This window comes from Algoriphagus sp. (assembly GCF_039969895.1).
GTDB lineage: Bacteria > Bacteroidota > Bacteroidia > Cytophagales > Cyclobacteriaceae > Algoriphagus.
The window spans coordinates 1,080,934-1,100,432 of the sequence record NZ_JBDVMZ010000012.1 but is presented as its reverse complement, the minus strand read 5'-3'; the positions used below and the strand labels follow the sequence as shown (position 1 = coordinate 1,100,432).

Here is a 19,499-nt window from a genome sequence, read left to right as displayed (position 1 = left end):
TGAACTTAGAATTTACCGTTGAAAACAGCGGAATCTCCCAATTGCTCTTCTATTCTAAGCAACTGATTGTACTTTGCCATACGATCAGATCTAGAGGCAGAGCCCGTCTTGATTTGTCCACAATTCAAAGCCACCGCAAGATCAGCAATAGTTGAATCCTCAGTCTCGCCAGATCTGTGAGACATTACCGCTGTGAAACCTGCTTTATGCGCAAGATTTACTGCATTGATGGTTTCTGTCAAGGTACCGATTTGATTAACTTTGATTAGGATAGAGTTAGCTGACTTCTCTGCGATACCTCTCTGAAGGAATTTCACATTAGTCACGAAAAGATCATCTCCTACCAATTGAACTTTATCACCTATTTTGGCAGTCAACATAGCCCAACCTTCCCAATCTTCTTCTGCGCATCCATCTTCGATAGAGTCGATAGGGTATTTCTCGGAAAGCTCAGCTAGGTAAGCCACTTGCTCTTCTCTGCTTCTAGCCTTACCTGTGGAACCTTCAAACTTCGTGTAATCATATTTGCCATCTACAAAGAATTCAGATGCCGCACAATCCAACGCAATAGTCACATCATCACCAGCTTTGTATCCAGCTTTTGCGATAGCATCCAAAATACTTGCAAGCGCTTCCTCTGTTCCTCCAGAGAAGTTAGGAGCAAAACCACCTTCATCACCTACAGCAGTGCTTAGGCCTTTGTCATGAAGAATTTTCTTCAAGTGGTGGAAGATCTCAGTCCCCATTCTCATTGCTTCAGAGAAAGTTGGTGCACCGACTGGGCGAATCATGAACTCCTGAAATGCGATAGGCGCATCTGAGTGAGATCCACCGTTGATGATATTCATCATTGGAACAGGAAGTGTATTTGCGTTTACACCACCGACGTATCTATACAGGGGCTGGTTTGACTCCATAGCTGCAGCTTTAGCTACAGCCAAAGAAACTCCTAGAATAGCATTCGCGCCCAAATTCCCTTTGTTAGGAGTACCATCAAGCTCAATCATGATTTGATCAATCATATTTTGCTCGAATACATCAAAGCCAACAAGCTCAGATGCAATTATATCATTTACGTTGGCAACGGCTTTGGAAACACCTTTGCCCATATATGCGCCTTTGTCACCGTCACGAAGCTCTACTGCCTCGTTGATACCAGTAGAAGCACCACTTGGTACAGCTGCCCGGCCAAACGCTCCATTTTCTGTGTAAACATCTACTTCTATGGTAGGATTTCCTCTTGAATCGAGGATTTGTCTTGCATGAATTGATTGAATCAACGTCATAGTTTTAAAAGGTTTAAGGGTATTAATTTTTATTGATCAAAGAAATAAAATCGTCAAACAAATAGCGGGAATCGTGTGGCCCTGGAGAAGATTCCGGGTGATATTGCACAGAAAAAGCAGGCTTGTTTTTCAAACGAATTCCAGCAACAGTATTATCATTCAAGTGTACATGCGTGATTTCTACATCAGAATTTTGCTCGGTATCCTCACGGGTAATATTAAATCCGTGATTCTGGGAAGTGATTTCGCTTTTTCCTGTCAAAAGATTTTTGATGGGATGATTCAATCCACGGTGGCCATGGTGCATTTTATAGGTTGAAATGCCACAAGCCTCAGCCAAAAGCTGATGACCTAAGCATATCCCAAATACAGGTTTGCCGGTCTCCAAAATATCCTTGGTAGTTTTTACTGCATATTCCATTACAGCTGGATCGCCAGGTCCATTAGAAAGGAAATAAGCATTTGGTGCCCATTCTTCCATTTCAGCCAAAGTAGCTTTAGCAGGGAAAACTTTGCAGTAAACTCCTCTATCCGTAAGATTACGAAGAATGTTTTTCTTAATCCCGAAATCCATGCAGGCAACTTTAATAGAAGAATTTTCATCACCTATGAAATAAGGCTCTTGCGTGCAGACAGTGGATGAAAGCTCCAGTCCATCCATATCAGGAACTTCGTCTAGTTTTGCTTGAAGTCCATCGAGATCATCTTCAAATTCCGAGCTGATGATTGCATTCATAGCACCTTTAGAGCGTAGGTGTCTAACCAACTGACGAGTATCAACATCTGCTATTCCAGTGATTCCATTTCTCACTAAGTAATCCTGTAATGAACCAGAAGCGTCAAGACGAGAGTAAACATCTGAAAAGGTATTGACAACGATACCACCGATCGTCGGGTGATCAGATTCTACCTCTTCATCAATAACTCCGTAGTTGCCAATGTGAGAAGTAGTAGTTACAATGATTTGCCCGGTATAGGATGGATCTGTGTAGATCTCCTGATAGCCAGTCATCCCGGTGTTGAAGCAAATCTCGCCACCATTTGTGCCAGGGTTTCCTATTAATGAACCATGAAAGACAGTACCATCTGCCAAGAGTAAAGTTGCTTTTTGTTTAATCATTTTGCTAAGTAATTGCCCAAAGTTAAATATTTATTGGGAAGGAAGTTAAATGAAAAGGGTATAAAAAAAAGGATTGAACAAATGTCCAATCCTTTCAATATCGTGAATCCACTGATCAACTTATTTGTTCTCAGTTTCTTCTTCAGCTGAATCAGCAGAAGCTTCCGGTGCCTTAGGCTCCTCCGCATCCTTTGCAGCAGCTGCTTCCACTGCTGGAGCAGCAGTTACTTTTGTTTCCTCAGCGCCAGCAGATTTACCAGAACCTCTACGTGATCTTCTAGTAGTTTTCTTAACAGGCTGAGCATCTTTCAACATTAGTTCGTTGAAGTCCACCAATTCGATGATACACATTTCTGCGTTATCACCCAATCTGAAACCAGTCTTAATAATTCTGGTGTATCCACCTGGACGAGTAGCTACTTTAGAGATTACTTCACCGAATAGTTCGATAATAGCTTCCTTATTTTTCAAATAAGCGAAGGCCATACGTCTATTGTGTGTAGTGTCTTCTTTAGCTCTTGTTACCAGTGGCTCCAAGTACTTCTTCAATTCTTTAGCCTTGGCAAGCGTGGTTGAGATACGCTTGTGAAGAATCAGTGAAGTTGCCATATTAGAAAGCATTGCTTTTCTATGAGCAGCCTTCCTTCCAAGGTGGTTAAATTTCTTACCGTGTCTCATTATTTGTTATTCTTCATCAAGTTTATACTTAGAAATATCCATCCCGAAGGTCAGGCTTTTTTCTTGGATCAGTTGCTCTAGTTCAGCTAGGGATTTCTTGCCGAAGTTTCTGAATTTCATCATGTCAGAAATTTCTAGTTTGGCAAGGTCACCCAATGTCTTCACATCAGCAGCTTTAAGACAATTGAATGCTCTAACCGAAAGGTCTAGATCTCCAAGGTTTGTCTTAAGAAGCTTTCTCATATGCAAGAATTCTTCGTCGATCGGCTCCGGCTCTGCTACTCCAGTTGAATCAAGAACCATTGTCTGGTCAGAGAACAACATAAAGTGTTGGATAAGGATTTTGGCAGATTCCTGAAGCGCTTTCTCCGGGTGGATAGAGCCATCAGTAGAAACTTCCATGATCAATTTTTCGAAGTCAGTCTTCTGTTCTACTCGTGTATTTTCTACACTGTATTTCACATTCTTAATAGGAGTGAAAACAGCATCAATAGCGATAGTACCGAAGATTTGCTCTTTTGGTTTGGATTCTTCAGCTGGTAAGTACCCTCTTCCTTTTTCCATCGTCAATTCGATCTCAAAGTTTTTGGTCTCGTCGATATGACAGATGACTAACTCTGGGTTCAAGATTTCGAAAGAAGAAGTAAACTTAGCAATGTCCCCTGCAGTGAAGACAGATTGATTTTTAATCTCAACAGTGATTTTCCCGTCAAATGCTTCATGCACTTTCTTGAATCTAACCTGCTTAAGGTTCAAAATAATATCTGTAACGTCTTCAACTACACCTTCGATGGTCGAAAACTCATGCACTACACCAGGAATCTTGATGGCAGTGATGGCATAACCTTCCAAGGAAGAAAGCAAAATTCTTCTCAGGGCGTTACCGATTGTAACTCCATAGCCTTTTTCGAGTGGTTTGAAAGTGAATAGGCCATGAAAATCATCGGCTTTTTCCATTACCACTTTCTCGGGCATTTGAAATGCTAGTATGGACATATATCTCGTTCTTTTTTAAAAGCTGAAAATAGTAAAATATTACTTAGAGTAAAGTTCGACAATGAGTTGCTCCTTGATATTCTCAGGAATATCATCTCTGCCTGGAACACTGACGAATTTGCCGGTCAACGATGTGCCATCCCACTCTAACCAGGAATATTTATTAGCACCTCTACCTGCTAAGCTACTAGTGATTGCTTCTAGAGACTTGGATCTTTCTCTTACAGAAACTACATCACCTGGCTTAAGTGTAAACGAAGGAATATTCACTACCTCACCGTTTACAAGCACGTGCTTGTGAGAAACTAGCTGTCTAGCACCTCTTCTGGTAGGGGATATTCCCAATCTATATACGGTGTTGTCCAATCTTGCTTCTAGAAGCTGAAGAAGGTTTTCACCGGTAATTCCAGTTTTTCTGGAAGCAATATCAAACATCTTAGCGAATTGTCTTTCCAATACTCCGTAGATGTATTTTGCTTTTTGCTTCTCAGCAAGCTGGATTGCGTATTCAGACTGCTTTTTTCTTCTACCTCTTCCGTGCATGCCAGGAGGGTAGTTTTTCTTTGCAAGTGCTTTGCTATGTCCTTCTATAGCTTCGCCGAATTTTCTGGCAATCTTTGCTTTAGGACCTCTATATCTAGCCATTGTATTACAATTTTATGATTAAACTCTTCTACGCTTAGGTGGACGACAACCGTTGTGCGGCATTGGAGTCACATCGATGATCGTAGTCACATCCAATCCTACATTTTGCAATGTTCTGATCGCTGATTCTCGACCTGATCCTGGACCTTTTACAAATACTTCGATTTTTCTCAAACCTAAGTCATATGCTACTTGTCCACAGTTTTGCGCGGCCATCTGTGCTGCGTATGGAGTATTTTTCTTTGAACCTCTGAAACCCATTTTACCGGCAGAAGCCCAAGATATTACTTGACCTGCATTGTTGGTAAGAGAGATAATAATGTTGTTGAAAGAAGCTCTGATATGAGCTTGCCCTACAGCTTCAACTTTTACTACTCTTTTTTTACCTTTTGCTTTATCGTTTCTTTTCTGAGCCATAATCTAAATCAGGTTTTATTTAGTTGCCTTTTTCTTGTTAGCAACTGTTTTTCTCTTACCCTTCCTTGTTCTGGCGTTGTTCTTGGTATGCTGACCACGAACTGGAAGTCCTTTTCTGTGTCTCAAACCTCTGTAGCAACCAATATCTTGTAGGCGCTTGATGTTCAATTGGATCTCTGACTTTAATACACCTTCGGTTCTGAACTCTTCCGCGATAATGTTACGGATAGCGGTTGACTCATCGTCATCCCACTCACCTGCTTTTTTATCGAAAGAGATACCGGCCTTGGTCAGGATAGCTTTGGCAGCAGAGTTACCTATTCCGAAGATATAAGTAAGTCCGATTACGCCACGCTTATTGTCTGGTATATCTACACCTGCAATTCTAGCCATAATTTAACCTTGTCTTTGTTTAAACTTAGGATTCTTCTTATTGATGACATACAATACCCCTTTTCTACGGATTAGCTTGCAGTCAGCACTTCTTTTTTTGATGGATGTTTTTACTTTCATCTCAGTCTTATTTATATCGATATACAATTCTGCCTTTACTCAAATCATAGGGAGACAGTTCCAACTTTACTCGATCACCAGGAAGAATTTTTATGTAATTCATCCTCATCTTACCAGATATGTGAGCGATCAGCTGATGCCCATTCTCTAGTTCCACTTTGAACATCGCATTAGACAATGCCTCTTTAATCGTACCGTCTTGCTCTATTGATGTTTGCTTGGCCATATTAGAATTTAAAATTCTCTTCTATGTATTTATGAGAGGTCAACACCTCTGTTCTATCTTCAAATACCGCTACCGTGTGCTCATAATGTGCTGAAGGTTTTCTATCCGCAGTGCGAATCGTCCAACCATCCCGCTCTTGGACAATATTTCGTGTTCCGAGATTTATCATGGGCTCAATTGCGATCACCATTCCATTTTTCAACAATGGGCCGCTTCCTTTCTTACCATAATTGGGAACTTCTGGACCTTCGTGAAGACTTCTGCCCAATCCATGACCGACTAGCTCTCTAACTACAGTGTAGCCCTTAGCTTCGACGAACTTCTGAATGGCATTACCAACATCGCCTATCCGATTCCCAAAGACAGCTTGCTCTATTCCAATGTAAAGTGAATCTCTGGTGGCCTTTAATAATGCTTTAACAGCAGGAGAGACCTCACCAATAGGATATGTATAAGCGGAATCGCTATGAAAACCTTGGTGAAAGACTCCACAATCTATTGAGATTATATCGCCATCTTTCAATTCATATTCACTGGGAAAACCATGTACTACTACTTCATTCACAGAAATACATAGTGAAGCAGGAAATCCGTTGTATCCCTTAAAAGAAGGTACGCCGTTGTGATCCCTGATAAACTCCTCAGCAATTTTATCTAGAAAAGAAGTCTTTACTCCTTCCTTAACATATTTCGCTACTTCCCCATGGGCTTTGGCTAATATGTCCGCACTTTGTTTAATTAACTTAACTTCTTCCGAAGTCTTGTAATGAATCATCTTAGGCAACTTGGTAATTAGAAGGATTATTCTTCACATTACCACTCTTCATCATTCCTTCGTAGTGTCTCATCAACAAGTAACTTTCGATCTGTCTCAATGTATCCATGATTACACCTACCATAATAAGCAAAGAGGTACCACCATAGAACTGAGCAAATTCAGCACCTACCCCCGATATAATCGCAAGAGCAGGAAGTATAGCTACTGCAGCTAAGAGAATAGATCCCGGAAGTGTAATCTTGGAAATAATTCCGTCGATAAATTCCGAAGTAGGTGCGCCTGGCTTAATGCCTGGAACAAATCCCCCGTTTCTCTTCATATCTTCAGCAATTTGCTCAGGGTTAACTGTAATAGCAGTGTAGAAGAAGGTGAAAAGAATAATCATTGCTGCGAAAAGCAAATTGTATTGCCAAGAAGTAAAATCACTGAACGTAGCTCCAATGTAGTTGGCAATATCATTCTCTGAAGCCCAAATCTGTGCAATAAGCGCAGGAACAAACATCAAAGATTGCGCAAAGATGATTGGCATAACACCAGAAGCATTTACCTTGATAGGAATATACTGTCTTTGTCCGCCATACACTTTACCTCCTACGACTTGCTTGGCGTATTGTACAGGAATTCTTCTTGTCGCTTCAGTCAAAGCTATCACCCCAACTACTACGAAGAACAACACAGCGGCTTCGATTAGAAGAAGCAACATGCCTGAAGTACCTTTCTCCAAACCCTCAGCTATAATAGCACCCGGGAATCTTGAGATGATACCGATCATAATTAGCATCGAGATACCATTGCCTATACCTTTCTCAGTAATTTTCTCTCCTAACCACATGCAGAACATGGTGCCAGCAGAAAGCAACACTAAAGAACTAAACATAAATAAGGTAGAGCTAACCATCACAGCACCAGTAGGCATAATGGTAGCCGATACATAACCGATACCTTGCGCAATAGTGATCAGGATAGTCAAAACTCGAGTGATCTGGTTGATTCTTTTTCTACCAGATTCACCCTCTTTTTGCATTTTCTGAAAATATGGTACTCCGACAGTCAATAGCTGCAACACGATGGAAGCAGATATATATGGCATTATGCCTAGACCGAAGATAGATGCGTTACTGAACGCTCCACCAAGGAAGGTATCGATCAATCCAAAGATTCCTTCAGGTGCTGCTCCCAAACGAGAAGGATCAACACCAGGGAGAACAATGAACGACCCTAATCTGAATATGATCAGAAAACCGATCGTATTCATGATTCTAACTCTAAGGTCTTCGATAGAGAAAATGTTCTTAACTGTCGAAATAAACTTTTTCATTAACTTAAATTGCGTTTACCGTTCCGCCCGCTTTCTCGATCGCCGCTACTGCAGTTGCCGAAAATTTATGAGCAGTTACGTCTAATTTGGACTTCAATTCACCTCCTCCGAGGATTTTGATTTTGTCATTCTTAGAAGCGATACCATGAGACACTAAAGTCTCCATGTTGACAACTTCAAGATTGTATTGCTCGGCAAGGCCTTGCAATGTATCCAAATTTACTGGTTTGAACTCAACTCTATTCAAGCTTTTGAATCCAAACTTAGGAACTCTTCTTTGAAGCGGCATTTGACCACCTTCAAAACCTAGTTTAGACTTGTAACCTGATCTTGATTTAGCTCCTTTGTGACCTCTTGTAGAAGTTCCACCTCTACCTGAACCTGTACCTCTACCAATTCTCTTGCGATTTTTGGTAGATCCTTCAGCTGGTGTTAATGTATGCAGTTTCATAATTAAGCTTCCTCCACTTTTACAAGGTGATTAACTTTATTTACCATACCTGCAATCTGTGGTGTATTCTCTACGGTGACAGACTTGCTGATACGACCTAGACCTAAAGCAGCAATAGTTGCTTTCTGATCCTTTGGTCTATCAATGGTACTTTTGGTTTGCGTGATTTTGATCTTAGCCATGATGATTATCCGTTAAATACTTTAGACATTTTAACGCTTCTCTGTTGTGAAACAGCGATTGCATCTCTAAGCTGAACCAAAGCTTCAATAGTAGCTTTTACCACGTTGTGAGGATTAGAAGATCCTTTGGATTTAGCTAGTACGTCAGTAACGCCAGCACTCTCCAACACAGCACGCATTGCACCACCTGCGATTACGCCTGTACCTGCTGCTGCTGGTTTGATCAAAACAAAACCTCCACCGTATTTACCAATTTGCTCGTGAGGGATAGTACCTTTCAATACTGGAACTTTAACCAAGTTCTTCTTTGCATCTTCAATACCCTTAGTGATTGCATCTGTTACTTCATTGGCTTTACCCAATCCGTAACCTACAACACCTTGGCCATCTCCTACTACAACAATTGCTGAAAAAGAGAATCTTCTACCACCTTTTACCACCTTGGCAACTCGGTTGATAGCAACTACTTTTTCCTTTAAATCTGTATCTGTAGCCCTGATAGGCTTTCTTCTTAGTTGAGACATAGCTTATTAAAATTTAAGGCCTCCTTCTCTGGCACCTTCTGCCAAAGCTTTCACATTCCCATGATACAAGTAGCCATTTCTGTCAAATACTACGGATTCTACTCCGTTTGCAACAGCTCTTTCAGCAAGTTTTTTACCTACTTCTTTGGACACTGATACATTAGCGTTAGCTTTTGCTCCCAATTCTTTGGAAGAAGCCTGTGCCACAGTCTGACCTTTAAGGTCATCGATAAGCTGAGCGTAGATGCCAGTATTGCTTTTGAAAACTGACAAACGAGGTCTGGAATCAGTACCAGAAATCTTTCTTCTGATACCCTGCTTGATTCTAAGTCTTCTGGAATTCTTATTAAATGCCATAACCTATTATTTTTTAGCGGCAGTTTTACCAGCCTTACGTCTAACTTGTTCACCAACGAAGCGCACACCTTTTCCTTTGTAAGGTTCAACCTTACGAAGGGATCTGATTTTTGCAGCTACTTGTCCAATCAACTCTTTATCAATAGATTCTAAGGTAATGATTGGATTCTTACCTTTTGCAGTTTCAGCTTTAAGAGCCACCTCATCAGGAAGCAACATAAAGATGTTGTGAGAGTAACCAAGGTTTAATTCAAGAACCTGACCTTGGTTAGACGCCTTAAAACCTACACCCACAAGCTCCAAATCTCTCTTGTATCCTTCAGAAACACCTATCACCATGTTGTTGATAAGAGATCTGTAAAGACCATGTATAGATTTGTGTCTTTTGGAATCTGTAGGTCTAGTGACAACGATCTCGCTGCCTTCTACTTTCACTGTGATATCAGGATTCACATCCTGAACCAGTGTACCCTTTGGACCTTTAACAGTCACAGTACCTTTGTCTGTGACGTCTACAGTAACACCGCCAGGTATATTTATTGGTTTTTTACCTATTCTAGACATGATAGTAAATTAGTATACGTAGCAAAGAACTTCTCCACCAACACCTTCAGTACGGGCTTCTTTGTCTGTCATCACACCTTTAGAGGTGGATACGATTGCTATTCCAAGTCCATTAATTACTCTTGGAAGCTCCGTATGTTTCACATATTTTCTCAAACCTGGCGTACTAACTCTCTTCAGGCTTACAATAGCGTTTTGCTTTGTTACTGGATTGAATTTCAGAGCAATTTTGATAGATCCCTGAGGACCGTTTTCTTCAAACTTGTAATTCTGAATGTATCCTTTGTCGTGCAATACTTTTGTAATCTCTTTCTTGATGTTAGAAGCAGGAATTTCGACGATTCGGTGAGAGGCCTTAATGGCGTTTCTCAACCTTGTCAGATAATCAGCTATTGGATCAGTCATTGTATTTTATAGTCTAGCTACACCCGATTTGGGCGTGCAAAGTTACGAATTGATTTTTAGAATAAAAACTACTGTCGTTATTTTACCAGCTGGACTTTGTCACTCCAGGGATCTTGCCTGCTGAGGCCATTTCTCTGAAGGTTACCCTGTTGATACCGAACTTTCTCATGTAGCCTTTAGGGCGGCCAGTAAGCTTACATCTGTTGTGAAGTCTTACTGGAGATGCGTTCTTTGGCAATTTATCAAGAGCTTCATAATCACCGGCTGCTTTCAGCGCGGCTCTTCTATCAGCATACTTGGCTACCAGACGCTCTCTTTTTCTCTCACGAGCTTTGATTGACTCTTTTGCCATGACTATTCTTCTTTAGTTTTTTTAACGAAAGGCATTCCGAAAGCCTTAAACAATTCTAAACTCTCTTCATCTGTTTTAGCAGAAGTGACGAAAGTAATATCCATTCCTGAAATTCTGTTGACTTTCTCGATGCTGATCTCAGGGAAGATAATTTGCTCTTGCACACCTAGTGTGTAGTTGCCTCTTCCGTCAAAACCTTTATCTGAAATACCTTTGAAATCTCTCACACGTGGAAGAGCGATTGTAATCAAACGATCTAGGAATTCGTACATGGTCTGACCTCTCAAAGTAACTTTAGCTCCGATTGGCATTCCTTCTCTCAACTTAAAGTTGGAAACGGAAGTCTTCGCAATGGTAGAAACAGCTCTCTGACCAGTGATCAAAGAAAGTTCTTCTACACCTTGGTCAACCAATTTCTTATCAGCTACAGCTGCTCCGATACCTTTGTTGAGAACAATTTTCTCCAACTTAGGTACTTGCATGATAGATGTATATTGGAATTTCTCCTTCAAAGCAGGGACGATCTCGTCCATGTACTTTTGCTTGATTCTTGGATTAGCCATTGATCACCTCCCCAGTTTTCTTTGAGTACCTTACTAATTTACCATTCTCACCTGCTTTGCGACCTGTCCTAGTGGAATCACCAGTTTTAGGATCTACAAGCATCAGGTTACTGATGTGCATGGAAGCTTCTTTCTTGTCAATTCCTCCTTGAGGCTTAGAGGCTGTAGGCTTCACATGTTTAGTGATCATATTAAGACCTTCTACGATTGCTCTGCTTTTAGCTTTATCTACGGAAAGAACTTTTCCTGTTTTGCCTTTATCATCACCTGAGATCACTTTTACAGTGTCACCAGTTTTGATATGAAGCTTAGTTTGCTTGTTCACTTTATTTGCCATGATTACAATACTTCAGGAGCCAATGAAACGATTTTCATAAACTGCTTCTCTCTCAACTCTCTAGCCACTGGGCCAAAGATACGCGTGCCTCTCGGCTCGTCGTTGTTGTTCAATAGGACAGCTGCATTATCCTCGAAACGAATATAAGAACCATCTTTTCTTCTTATTTCTTTACGAGTACGCACGATTACCGCTCTTGACACGGTACCTTTTTTCATGCTGCTGGAAGACAAAGCTGATTTTACTGTTACTACGACTTTATCACCGATAGTAGCATATCTCTTTTTTGTTCCTCCCAATACGCGGATTACTAATACCTCTTTGGCACCAGAGTTATCCGCAACACTTAGTCTAGATTCTTGCTGGATCATAATTACTTAGCCCTTTCAATAATTTCAACTACTCTCCAACGCTTGTTTTTACTCAGCGGACGAGTCTCGCTGATTTTCACCAAGTCACCTGGGTTACAATCATTGGTCTCGTCATGAGCCATAAATTTGGTTGTTTTGGTAACGAACTTACCGTAGATGGCATGCTTTACGCGACGCTCGATCAATACGGTGATGGATTTATCCATCTTGTTACTTACCACCTTACCAATTCTTTCTTTTCGAAGATTTCTCTCTATCGTAGCCATATTCTTTAGGTTAGCTAGTTATTTGGCAGCCAATGCAGTCTTTAATCTTGCGATAAAGCGCTTGGTCTCGCGGATTCTGTTAGGATTCTCTATTGGAGAAATCGAGTGCGCAAACCTAAGTTTGGTTAGATTCTCCTGTTCTGCGACTAGTCGCTCGGCGATTTCACTTGTTGAAAGTGAATTGATTTCTGTGTTTTTCATAGTGCTTATAATTCAGCGTAATCTCTACGAACAATAAATCTGGTACTTACAGGCAATTTCTGCTGTGCAAGTCTCAACGCCTCCTGAGCTGTCTCCAGGCTCACGCCTGTAGCTTCGAAAAGGATCGTTCCTGGTTTGATAACGGCAACCCAGTATTCTGGAGCTCCTTTACCTTTACCCATACGAACCTCTGCGGGCTTCTTAGTGATAGGCTTGTCAGGGAAAATTCTGATCCAAACCTGTCCTTCTCTTTTCATTGCTCTCGTCATTGCGATACGAGCTGCCTCGATCTGACGGGATGTGATCCATCCTGGCTCAAGGGATTTGATGCCAAAGTTGCCGAAAGAAAGCGTATGCCCTCTTTGTGCAATGCCTTTGACACGGCCCTTTTGCATTTTCCTATATTTAGTTCTTTTTGGCTGTAACATGAGTTCTCACTTATGGGTGAAAATTAGTTATTTCTTTTTCTTCGTCTTGGACCATCATTTCTCTTAGGGCCAGCATTACGAGCACCTTTAGGCTCATTTGCAGCTCCCTGATTAGGAGAAAGATCTCTTTTACCGTACACTTCACCTTTGAAGATCCAGACTTTGATTCCGATCAATCCATAAACCGTAAGGGCTTCTGAAAGTGCGTAATCTATATCTGCTCTCAATGTGTGAAGAGGAATTCTTCCTTCTTTGTACATTTCAGAACGGGCCATTTCAGCTCCGCCTAGACGTCCAGAAAGTTTAACTTTAATTCCTTCCGCTCCCACTCTCATGGATGCTGCTATTGCTTGCTTCATAGCTCTTCTGAAAGAAATTCTTGCTTGAAGCTGCTGAGCGATTGATTCACCTACCAATTTCGCATCCAATTCCGGACGCTTGATTTCGAAGATATTAATCTGAATATCCTTATTGGTGATATTCTTAAGTTCTTCTTTCAGTTTATCTACTTCGGCTCCACCTTTACCAATTACAACACCTGGTCGGGCAGTATGTATCGTAAGTGTGATTCTCTTAAGCGTACGCTCGATAATCACCTTAGAAATACCTCCCTTAGGAATTCTGGCAAGGACGTACTTACGGATTTGCTGATCTTCGTATAGTTTTTCAGCAAAGTCCTTCCCACCATACCAGTTGGAATCCCAGCCTTTGACTACACCAAGTCTAAATCCTATTGGGTTGATCTTTTGTCCCATAGTCTGTTCTTAATTTGCCTTTTCGTTTGTTTCTACTACATCAGCGGTAACATCCTGAGTAGTGAAAGAATCAACTACTAGGGTTACATGATTTGATCTCTTTCGGATTCTATGGCCTCTACCTTGAGGAGCTGGTCTTAATCTCTTAAGCATTCTACCTTCATCTACCATGACAGTTTTGATAAATAGATCAGCCTCTTCTAGTTTGGCATCCGGATTTTTCGCTTGCCAGTTGGCTACAGCGGAAAGCAACAACTTCTCAAGTCGAGCTGCTCCATGATTAGGAGTGAACTTCAATATACTAAGTGCCATTCCTACTCTCTTGCCTCTGACAAGGTCAGCCACAAGGCGCATCTTACGCGGAGATGTAGGTACATTATTTAATTTTGCTAATGCTTCCATGATTATCTCTTTCCTTTATCTTTTTTGGCAATGTGGCCTCTGAAATTTCTGGTAGGAGCAAATTCACCTAGCTTATGACCTACCATGTTGTCTGTTACAAATACAGGGATAAATTTATTCCCATTATGCACAGCGAAGGTATGTCCTACGAAATCTGGTGAAATCATAGATTTTCTTGACCAAGTCTTGATTACCGATTTCTTGCCTGATTCGTTCTGAGCATCCACTTTCTTCACAAGATGGTGCTCGATATAAGGACCTTTTTTTAATGAACGTGCCATAATTATTTAGATCTTTTGCTTACGATGAACTTGTTTGAATACTTCTTAGGTGATCTTGTTTTCTTACCTTTAGACAATAGACCTTTTCTAGATCTAGGGTGTCCTCCAGAAGAACGACCTTCACCACCACCCATAGGGTGATCTACTGGGTTCATTGCTACCCCTCTTACACGAGGACGAGCTCCGAGCCATCTCTTACGACCAGCTTTACCCAATACTACGTTCATGTGATCCCCGTTAGAAACTGTTCCAACAGTAGCCATGCACGTATTAAGCACAAGTCTCATCTCACCAGATGGAAGCTTTACAGTCACGTATTTGCCGTCACGAGCTACAATCTGAGCATAACCTCCTGCACTTCTTACCATTGCAGCACCTTTACCTGGCTTCAATTCCACGCAGTGTACGATTGTACCCATTGGAATATTGACCACTGGCATGGCGTTGCCAACTTCTGGAGCAACTTGCTCACCGGAAATCACTGTCTGTCCTACTGACAGACCTTCCGGGGCGATAATGTAGGCCTTAGCACCATCTGCGTAATATAGTAGGGCGAGACGTGCCGTTCTGTTTGGATCATACTCTATAGACTTAACTACTGCTGGTACACCAAACTTGTTTCTTTTGAAGTCTACAATACGTAGTCTTCTCTTATGACCACCACCGATGTTGCGGACAGTCATTTTGCCTTCATTGTTTCGTCCACCTGACTTCTTGATAGAAGCAAGAAGAGATTTTTCCGGCTTCGACGCTGTAATCTCGTCGAATGCTGGAGCTACTCTGAATCTTGTTCCTGGAGTTACAGGCTTCAACTTTTTAATTGCCATGATATAGATTCAATTAAATTTCTCCGTAAAAATCAATCACTTCACCATCGGCTACTTGCACGATTGCTTTCTTAAAAGCATTGGTAAAGCCTGAAACCACTTTCGCTTTAGTGTATCTAGATTTATGCTTTGCAGCATATCTGATGGTTCTAATAGAAACCACTTTCACACCAAACGTTTTTTCTACTGCTAGTTTGATCTCTGGTTTCTTCGCAGTTTTTTCCACGATGAATCCATAAACGCCTCTTTCGTTCATGGCAGAAATCTTCTCTGTAATTAAAGGCTGCTTTAGAATATCCATTGTCTTATTTCGATAAAATGGTTTCCAACTTACTGATAGAGCCTTCACAAAGCACTAGGTGATCCGCGTTCAGCAATTGGTAAGTATTTACATCATTTACAGTCACAACTTTCGCCTTTGGAAGGTTTCTGCTTGACAAGAATACGTTAGTATTTTCCTCAGGAAGTACTAGGAGTGTTTTCTTATCTGCTAAGGACAAACCGTCCAGCAAAGCCAAGTAGCTCTTAGTTTTTGGAGAGTCAAATGAAATGCTTTCCAAAACTGATAAGCTGTTATCTTTCACTTTATAAGCAAGTGCAGATTTTCTGGCTAGTTGTTTTACCTTTTTATTCAATTTGAAAGAATAGTCTCTAGGCTGTGGGCCAAAAACTCTTCCTCCTCCTCGGAATAGTGGCGACTTAATAGATCCTGCACGTGCACTACCAGTGCCCTTTTGCTTCTTGATCTTACGAGTAGAGCCAGCTATCTCATTTCTCTCTTTTGACTTGTGCGTACCTTGTCTTTGGTTAGCCAAGTACTGCTTTACATCAAGGTAGATCGCGTGGTCGTTAGGTACGATAGCGAAGATCTCATCAGACAAGCTGATTTTTCTACCTGTGTCTTCTCCTTTTTGATTAATTACTGCTAATTCCATGGCTTACTTCTCTAGAATAACGAAAGAATTTTTAGGACCAGGTACAGAACCAGAAACCAATAGTAGGTTTTTGTCAGCATAGATTTTCAACACTCTGAGGTTGACCACCTTCACTCTGTCTCCGCCCATTCTACCAGCCATTCTCATTCCTTTGAATACTCTGGATGGCCAAGAACATGCACCAATTGAACCTGGGTGTCTGCCTCTGTTGTGCTGACCGTGAGTTTGTCCACCCACACCACCAAAACCGTGACGCTTTACCACACCCTGGAATCCTTTACCTTTTGAAGTTCCGATTGCATCTACGAAGTCGCCTTCGATAAATACTTCACCAGCCTTCACAGTAGCTCCTAGATTAACCTGGCCTTCAAACTCGACCCTGAAATCTCTGAACTCAACAACTTTGTGCTTTGGAGTTGTACCAGCCTTTTTGAAATGACCGATTAATGGCTTAGGCGTATTTTTCTCTTTACGCTCACCATAACCCAACTGCACGGCATTGTACCCGTCTGTCTCGACGTTTTTTACTTGCGTCACTACGCAAGGACCAGCTTCTATTAGCGTGCATGCGACGTTACGTCCATCGGCACTGAAAATGCTAGTCATTCCTACTTTTCTACCTATTATACCAGACATCTTTTATAAGATAATATAATAACCCACAAGCATTTGTCTGCCGGGGCTCCTTTTAAAGGACTGCAAAGTTACTGAAATAAAATTCTGCAACAAATCCGAAATCCTAAATTTTCGATGTATTATGAAATATTTCGATTGTGCCTCAGGCATTTATATAAGCCAAAAGGCCCTTGGATACCATAAGAGCAAAAAAAACCTGCTTCGAAAAGCAGGTTTTTATTAATTTAATCCAGTACGATCAAACTTTGATCTCTACATCAACTCCACTTGGAAGCTCGATTTTCATCAAAGCATCCACAGTTTTTGAGGAGTTAGAGTAGATATCTACCAATCTCTTGTAAGTACAAAGTTGGTATTGATCTCTAGCTTTTTTAGATACGTGTGGAGATTTCAATACTGTGAATTTCTCCTTCTTTGTAGGCAATGGAATAGGTCCCACTACTACTGCACCAGTGGCTTTCACTGCTTTCACGATCTTCTCTGATGACTTATCCACCAGGCTGTGATCGTATGATTTTAGTTTTATTCTAATTTTCTGATTCATCGCAAATATTATTTAGTCCTTCTGACCTTTTACTGTAGCAATTACACCTTCGGCAATGTTGTTAGGCACTGACTCGTAGTGAGAGAATGTCAATGAAGCCGTAGCTCTACCAGAGGTGATCGTTCTAAGGTCAGTGATATAACCAAACAACTCAGACAATGGTACAGAAGCTTTGATCACGGAAGAAGTACCTTTGGTATCCATTCCTTTCATCAAACCTCTTCTTCTGTTCAAGTCACCAGTGATAGGACCAGTGTACTCATCAGGAGTTACTACATCAACTGCCATGATAGGCTCTAGCAACTGTGGCTTACACTTCTTAGCCGCGTCTTTGAAACCAAGTCTAGCTGCCAATTCGAAAGAAAGGGCATCTGAATCGACATCGTGGAATGATCCGTGGAACAATCTCACTTTCATAGATTCAATAGGGTAACCTGCCAATGGACCATTTTTCATGGATTCAGCAAATCCTTTCTGAATAGAAGGGATGAATTCCTTAGGAATAACACCACCTACAATCGCGTTAACGAAGTCAAGTCCTGGCTTGATCTCTCCAGTCTCCGGATCTGGATCTCTAGGGCTAAGCTCAAAGGAAATATCAGCAAATTTACCTTTACCACCTGTCTGCTTCTTGTAAACTTCTTTGTGTTCAACTGAACCAAATAAAGCTTCTTTGTAAGCTACCTGAGGAGCACCCTGGTTAATCTCAACCTTAAATTCTCTCTTCAAACGGTCAATGATGATATCTAGGTGAAGTTCACCCATACCTCTAAGGATTGTCTGACCAGTTTCGTGATCAGTATTTACCTGAAGAGTAGGATCTTCTTCCACTAGTTTGGCGATGGCCATACCTAGCTTGTCAACGTCTGCCTGAGTTTTAGGCTCAATAGCGTATCCGATTACTGGCTCAGGGAATACCATTGATTCCAATACTACCTTACGGCTTTCGTCGCAAAGTGTATCTCCAGTTTTAATATCTTTAAAGCCTACCACTGCACCAATATCACCTGCTCTTAGGGCATCGATTTGGTTTTGCTTATTAGCATGCATTTGGAATACTCTGGAGATACGCTCTTTATTACCAGAGCGGCTATTGAATATGTAAGAACCAGAATTCAAGATTCCAGAATAAGCTCTAACGAAGCATAGACGACCTACAAATGGATCTGTAGCGATTTTGAAAGCTAGGCCTGTGAAAGGCTCAGTCTCATCTGGAGAGATTCTTACATCTTTATCCTCATCATCTACATCATGAGCAATGATATCGTCCTTATCCATCGGAGAAGGAAGCAATTCCATAACTAGATCTAGCATAGTCTGAACCCCCTTGTTCTTGAAAGAAGAGCCACATACCATAGGTACAATCTTCATATCAATTACTGCCTTTCTCAAAGCGGTAAGGATCTCTGCTTCGGTGATAGAATCTGAATCTTCGAAGAATTTCTCCATCAATGATTCGTCATAATCAGCAACTGCTTCAAGCAAGTACTCTCTGTATTCCGCTACTTCGTCAATCATATCTTCCGGAATTGGAACTTCCTCGAAAGTCATTCCGAAATCATCCTCATTCCATACGATACCTCTGTTGTTGATTAGATCAACTACTCCACGGAATTTATCTTCTGCACCGATAGGAAGCTGCAATGGTACAGCATAGCTGCCTAGCATTTCTTTCACCTGCTTACACACTTCTAGGAAGTTTGCGCCGGCACGGTCCATTTTATTTACGAAGCCAATACGAGCAACTTTGTAGTTATCCGCAAGTCTCCAGTTAGTCTCGGACTGAGGCTCTACGCCATCTACAGCACTGAAAAGGAATACCAATCCATCGAGAACACGAAGTGATCTGTTTACTTCAACAGTAAAATCAACGTGACCGGGAGTATCGATGATGTTGATTTGGTATTTTTTCTCTCTGTAATTCCAAAAAACGGTAGTTGCAGCAGAAGTAATAGTAATACCTCTCTCCTGCTCCTGAGCCATCCAGTCCATGGTGGCAGCACCGTCGTGAACCTCACCTATTTTGTGAGATACGCCCGAATAAAAAAGAATTCGTTCTGTCGTAGTAGTTTTACCCGCATCAATATGCGCAGCAATACCTATGTTTCTGGTGAGTGTTAAATCTCTTTTAGCCATTATGA

General features: G+C 41.2%; 33 protein-coding genes. All 33 read right to left on the bottom strand.

Annotated elements, in window-relative coordinates; all coding sequences use genetic code 11:
* Positions 1 to 5 precede the first annotated feature (5 nt).
* Complete coding sequence (gene eno / locus ABJH64_RS10955; RefSeq protein ID WP_348274815.1) at positions 6 to 1,286, bottom strand: phosphopyruvate hydratase; 1,281 nt, start codon at positions 1,284 to 1,286, stop codon at positions 6 to 8.
* Positions 1,287 to 1,308: 22 nt separating this feature from the next.
* Positions 1,309 to 2,406 carry a glutamine-hydrolyzing carbamoyl-phosphate synthase small subunit gene (gene carA, locus ABJH64_RS10950; protein WP_348274816.1) on the bottom strand — a complete coding sequence of 366 codons (1,098 nt, stop codon included), beginning with the start codon at positions 2,404 to 2,406 and terminating at the stop codon, positions 1,309 to 1,311.
* Positions 2,407 to 2,526: 120 nt separating this feature from the next.
* A complete protein-coding gene (rplQ, locus tag ABJH64_RS10945) occupies positions 2,527 to 3,084 on the bottom strand; it encodes a 50S ribosomal protein L17 (RefSeq protein ID WP_348274817.1) in 558 nt (185 codons plus the stop codon).
* A 6-nt stretch (positions 3,085 to 3,090) separates the two neighbouring features.
* Positions 3,091 to 4,080 carry a DNA-directed RNA polymerase subunit alpha gene (locus ABJH64_RS10940; protein ID WP_348274818.1) on the bottom strand — a complete coding sequence of 330 codons (990 nt, stop codon included), beginning with the start codon at positions 4,078 to 4,080 and terminating at the stop codon, positions 3,091 to 3,093.
* Positions 4,081 to 4,119: 39 nt separating this feature from the next.
* Positions 4,120 to 4,725: a 30S ribosomal protein S4 gene (gene rpsD / locus ABJH64_RS10935; protein ID WP_348274819.1), complete on the bottom strand. Its 606-nt coding sequence runs from the start codon at positions 4,723 to 4,725 to the stop codon at positions 4,120 to 4,122.
* Between the two features lie 18 nt (positions 4,726 to 4,743).
* Complete coding sequence (rpsK, locus tag ABJH64_RS10930; protein WP_057939435.1) at positions 4,744 to 5,142, bottom strand: 30S ribosomal protein S11; 399 nt, start codon at positions 5,140 to 5,142, stop codon at positions 4,744 to 4,746.
* A 15-nt stretch (positions 5,143 to 5,157) separates the two neighbouring features.
* Positions 5,158 to 5,535, bottom strand: a complete 378-nt coding sequence (rpsM, locus tag ABJH64_RS10925; RefSeq protein ID WP_057939436.1) for a 30S ribosomal protein S13 — start codon at positions 5,533 to 5,535, stop codon at positions 5,158 to 5,160.
* A gap of 3 nt (positions 5,536 to 5,538) precedes the next feature.
* The gene (rpmJ, locus tag ABJH64_RS10920) at positions 5,539 to 5,655 is read right to left on the bottom strand and encodes a 50S ribosomal protein L36 (protein WP_082632371.1); all 117 of its coding nucleotides are present in this window, start codon (positions 5,653 to 5,655) and stop codon (positions 5,539 to 5,541) included.
* Positions 5,656 to 5,662: 7 nt separating this feature from the next.
* On the bottom strand, positions 5,663 to 5,881 hold the full coding sequence (gene infA, locus ABJH64_RS10915) for a translation initiation factor IF-1 (protein ID WP_057939437.1): 219 nt from the start codon (positions 5,879 to 5,881) through the stop codon (positions 5,663 to 5,665).
* A gap of 1 nt (position 5,882) precedes the next feature.
* Positions 5,883 to 6,656, bottom strand: coding sequence for a type I methionyl aminopeptidase (gene map / locus ABJH64_RS10910; protein WP_348274820.1), 774 nt, complete (start codon positions 6,654 to 6,656; stop codon positions 5,883 to 5,885).
* Between the two features lies 1 nt (position 6,657).
* The gene (gene secY, locus ABJH64_RS10905) at positions 6,658 to 7,977 is read right to left on the bottom strand and encodes a preprotein translocase subunit SecY (protein WP_348274821.1); all 1,320 of its coding nucleotides are present in this window, start codon (positions 7,975 to 7,977) and stop codon (positions 6,658 to 6,660) included.
* A 4-nt stretch (positions 7,978 to 7,981) separates the two neighbouring features.
* Positions 7,982 to 8,428: a 50S ribosomal protein L15 gene (rplO, locus tag ABJH64_RS10900; protein WP_348274822.1), complete on the bottom strand. Its 447-nt coding sequence runs from the start codon at positions 8,426 to 8,428 to the stop codon at positions 7,982 to 7,984.
* A gap of 2 nt (positions 8,429 to 8,430) precedes the next feature.
* Positions 8,431 to 8,610 carry a 50S ribosomal protein L30 gene (rpmD, locus tag ABJH64_RS10895; protein WP_348274823.1) on the bottom strand — a complete coding sequence of 60 codons (180 nt, stop codon included), beginning with the start codon at positions 8,608 to 8,610 and terminating at the stop codon, positions 8,431 to 8,433.
* 5 nt (positions 8,611 to 8,615) lie between these two features.
* Entirely contained in the window at positions 8,616 to 9,134 is a 519-nt protein-coding gene (gene rpsE, locus ABJH64_RS10890) for a 30S ribosomal protein S5 (RefSeq protein WP_348274824.1), read from the bottom strand.
* A 6-nt stretch (positions 9,135 to 9,140) separates the two neighbouring features.
* Positions 9,141 to 9,491, bottom strand: a complete 351-nt coding sequence (gene rplR, locus ABJH64_RS10885; RefSeq protein ID WP_348274825.1) for a 50S ribosomal protein L18 — start codon at positions 9,489 to 9,491, stop codon at positions 9,141 to 9,143.
* 6 nt (positions 9,492 to 9,497) lie between these two features.
* Positions 9,498 to 10,055, bottom strand: a complete 558-nt coding sequence (gene rplF / locus ABJH64_RS10880) for a 50S ribosomal protein L6 (protein ID WP_348274826.1) — start codon at positions 10,053 to 10,055, stop codon at positions 9,498 to 9,500.
* A 9-nt stretch (positions 10,056 to 10,064) separates the two neighbouring features.
* Positions 10,065 to 10,460, bottom strand: coding sequence for a 30S ribosomal protein S8 (gene rpsH, locus ABJH64_RS10875; protein WP_057939445.1), 396 nt, complete (start codon positions 10,458 to 10,460; stop codon positions 10,065 to 10,067).
* Between the two features lie 82 nt (positions 10,461 to 10,542).
* On the bottom strand, positions 10,543 to 10,812 hold the full coding sequence (gene rpsN, locus ABJH64_RS10870) for a 30S ribosomal protein S14 (RefSeq protein WP_057939446.1): 270 nt from the start codon (positions 10,810 to 10,812) through the stop codon (positions 10,543 to 10,545).
* Between the two features lie 2 nt (positions 10,813 to 10,814).
* Positions 10,815 to 11,375, bottom strand: a complete 561-nt coding sequence (rplE, locus tag ABJH64_RS10865; protein ID WP_348274827.1) for a 50S ribosomal protein L5 — start codon at positions 11,373 to 11,375, stop codon at positions 10,815 to 10,817.
* On the bottom strand, positions 11,368 to 11,712 hold the full coding sequence (rplX, locus tag ABJH64_RS10860) for a 50S ribosomal protein L24 (RefSeq protein ID WP_348274828.1): 345 nt from the start codon (positions 11,710 to 11,712) through the stop codon (positions 11,368 to 11,370). Before rplX ends, rplE begins: the two co-directional genes overlap by 8 nt.
* Before the next feature lie 2 nt (positions 11,713 to 11,714).
* Complete coding sequence (gene rplN / locus ABJH64_RS10855; protein ID WP_348274829.1) at positions 11,715 to 12,083, bottom strand: 50S ribosomal protein L14; 369 nt, start codon at positions 12,081 to 12,083, stop codon at positions 11,715 to 11,717.
* Between the two features lie 2 nt (positions 12,084 to 12,085).
* The gene (rpsQ, locus tag ABJH64_RS10850; protein ID WP_348274830.1) at positions 12,086 to 12,349 is read right to left on the bottom strand and encodes a 30S ribosomal protein S17; all 264 of its coding nucleotides are present in this window, start codon (positions 12,347 to 12,349) and stop codon (positions 12,086 to 12,088) included.
* 18 nt (positions 12,350 to 12,367) lie between these two features.
* Entirely contained in the window at positions 12,368 to 12,550 is a 183-nt protein-coding gene (gene rpmC / locus ABJH64_RS10845) for a 50S ribosomal protein L29 (RefSeq protein ID WP_348274831.1), read from the bottom strand.
* A gap of 5 nt (positions 12,551 to 12,555) precedes the next feature.
* A complete protein-coding gene (gene rplP / locus ABJH64_RS10840) occupies positions 12,556 to 12,978 on the bottom strand; it encodes a 50S ribosomal protein L16 (protein WP_348274832.1) in 423 nt (140 codons plus the stop codon).
* Positions 12,979 to 13,001: 23 nt separating this feature from the next.
* Positions 13,002 to 13,733, bottom strand: coding sequence for a 30S ribosomal protein S3 (gene rpsC / locus ABJH64_RS10835; RefSeq protein ID WP_348274833.1), 732 nt, complete (start codon positions 13,731 to 13,733; stop codon positions 13,002 to 13,004).
* A gap of 9 nt (positions 13,734 to 13,742) precedes the next feature.
* On the bottom strand, positions 13,743 to 14,135 hold the full coding sequence (rplV, locus tag ABJH64_RS10830; protein ID WP_348274834.1) for a 50S ribosomal protein L22: 393 nt from the start codon (positions 14,133 to 14,135) through the stop codon (positions 13,743 to 13,745).
* 2 nt (positions 14,136 to 14,137) lie between these two features.
* Positions 14,138 to 14,416 carry a 30S ribosomal protein S19 gene (rpsS, locus tag ABJH64_RS10825; protein ID WP_057939455.1) on the bottom strand — a complete coding sequence of 93 codons (279 nt, stop codon included), beginning with the start codon at positions 14,414 to 14,416 and terminating at the stop codon, positions 14,138 to 14,140.
* Between the two features lie 2 nt (positions 14,417 to 14,418).
* Positions 14,419 to 15,243, bottom strand: a complete 825-nt coding sequence (rplB, locus tag ABJH64_RS10820) for a 50S ribosomal protein L2 (protein WP_348298979.1) — start codon at positions 15,241 to 15,243, stop codon at positions 14,419 to 14,421.
* Positions 15,244 to 15,256: 13 nt separating this feature from the next.
* Complete coding sequence (rplW, locus tag ABJH64_RS10815) at positions 15,257 to 15,544, bottom strand: 50S ribosomal protein L23 (protein ID WP_111611451.1); 288 nt, start codon at positions 15,542 to 15,544, stop codon at positions 15,257 to 15,259.
* 4 nt (positions 15,545 to 15,548) lie between these two features.
* Entirely contained in the window at positions 15,549 to 16,178 is a 630-nt protein-coding gene (gene rplD, locus ABJH64_RS10810; RefSeq protein ID WP_348298978.1) for a 50S ribosomal protein L4, read from the bottom strand.
* A gap of 3 nt (positions 16,179 to 16,181) precedes the next feature.
* Positions 16,182 to 16,814 carry a 50S ribosomal protein L3 gene (rplC, locus tag ABJH64_RS10805; RefSeq protein ID WP_348298976.1) on the bottom strand — a complete coding sequence of 211 codons (633 nt, stop codon included), beginning with the start codon at positions 16,812 to 16,814 and terminating at the stop codon, positions 16,182 to 16,184.
* A gap of 238 nt (positions 16,815 to 17,052) precedes the next feature.
* Positions 17,053 to 17,358, bottom strand: coding sequence for a 30S ribosomal protein S10 (gene rpsJ / locus ABJH64_RS10800; RefSeq protein ID WP_008203035.1), 306 nt, complete (start codon positions 17,356 to 17,358; stop codon positions 17,053 to 17,055).
* A gap of 12 nt (positions 17,359 to 17,370) precedes the next feature.
* The gene (fusA, locus tag ABJH64_RS10795) at positions 17,371 to 19,494 is read right to left on the bottom strand and encodes an elongation factor G (protein WP_348298975.1); all 2,124 of its coding nucleotides are present in this window, start codon (positions 19,492 to 19,494) and stop codon (positions 17,371 to 17,373) included.
* Positions 19,495 to 19,499: the final 5 nt, after the last annotated feature.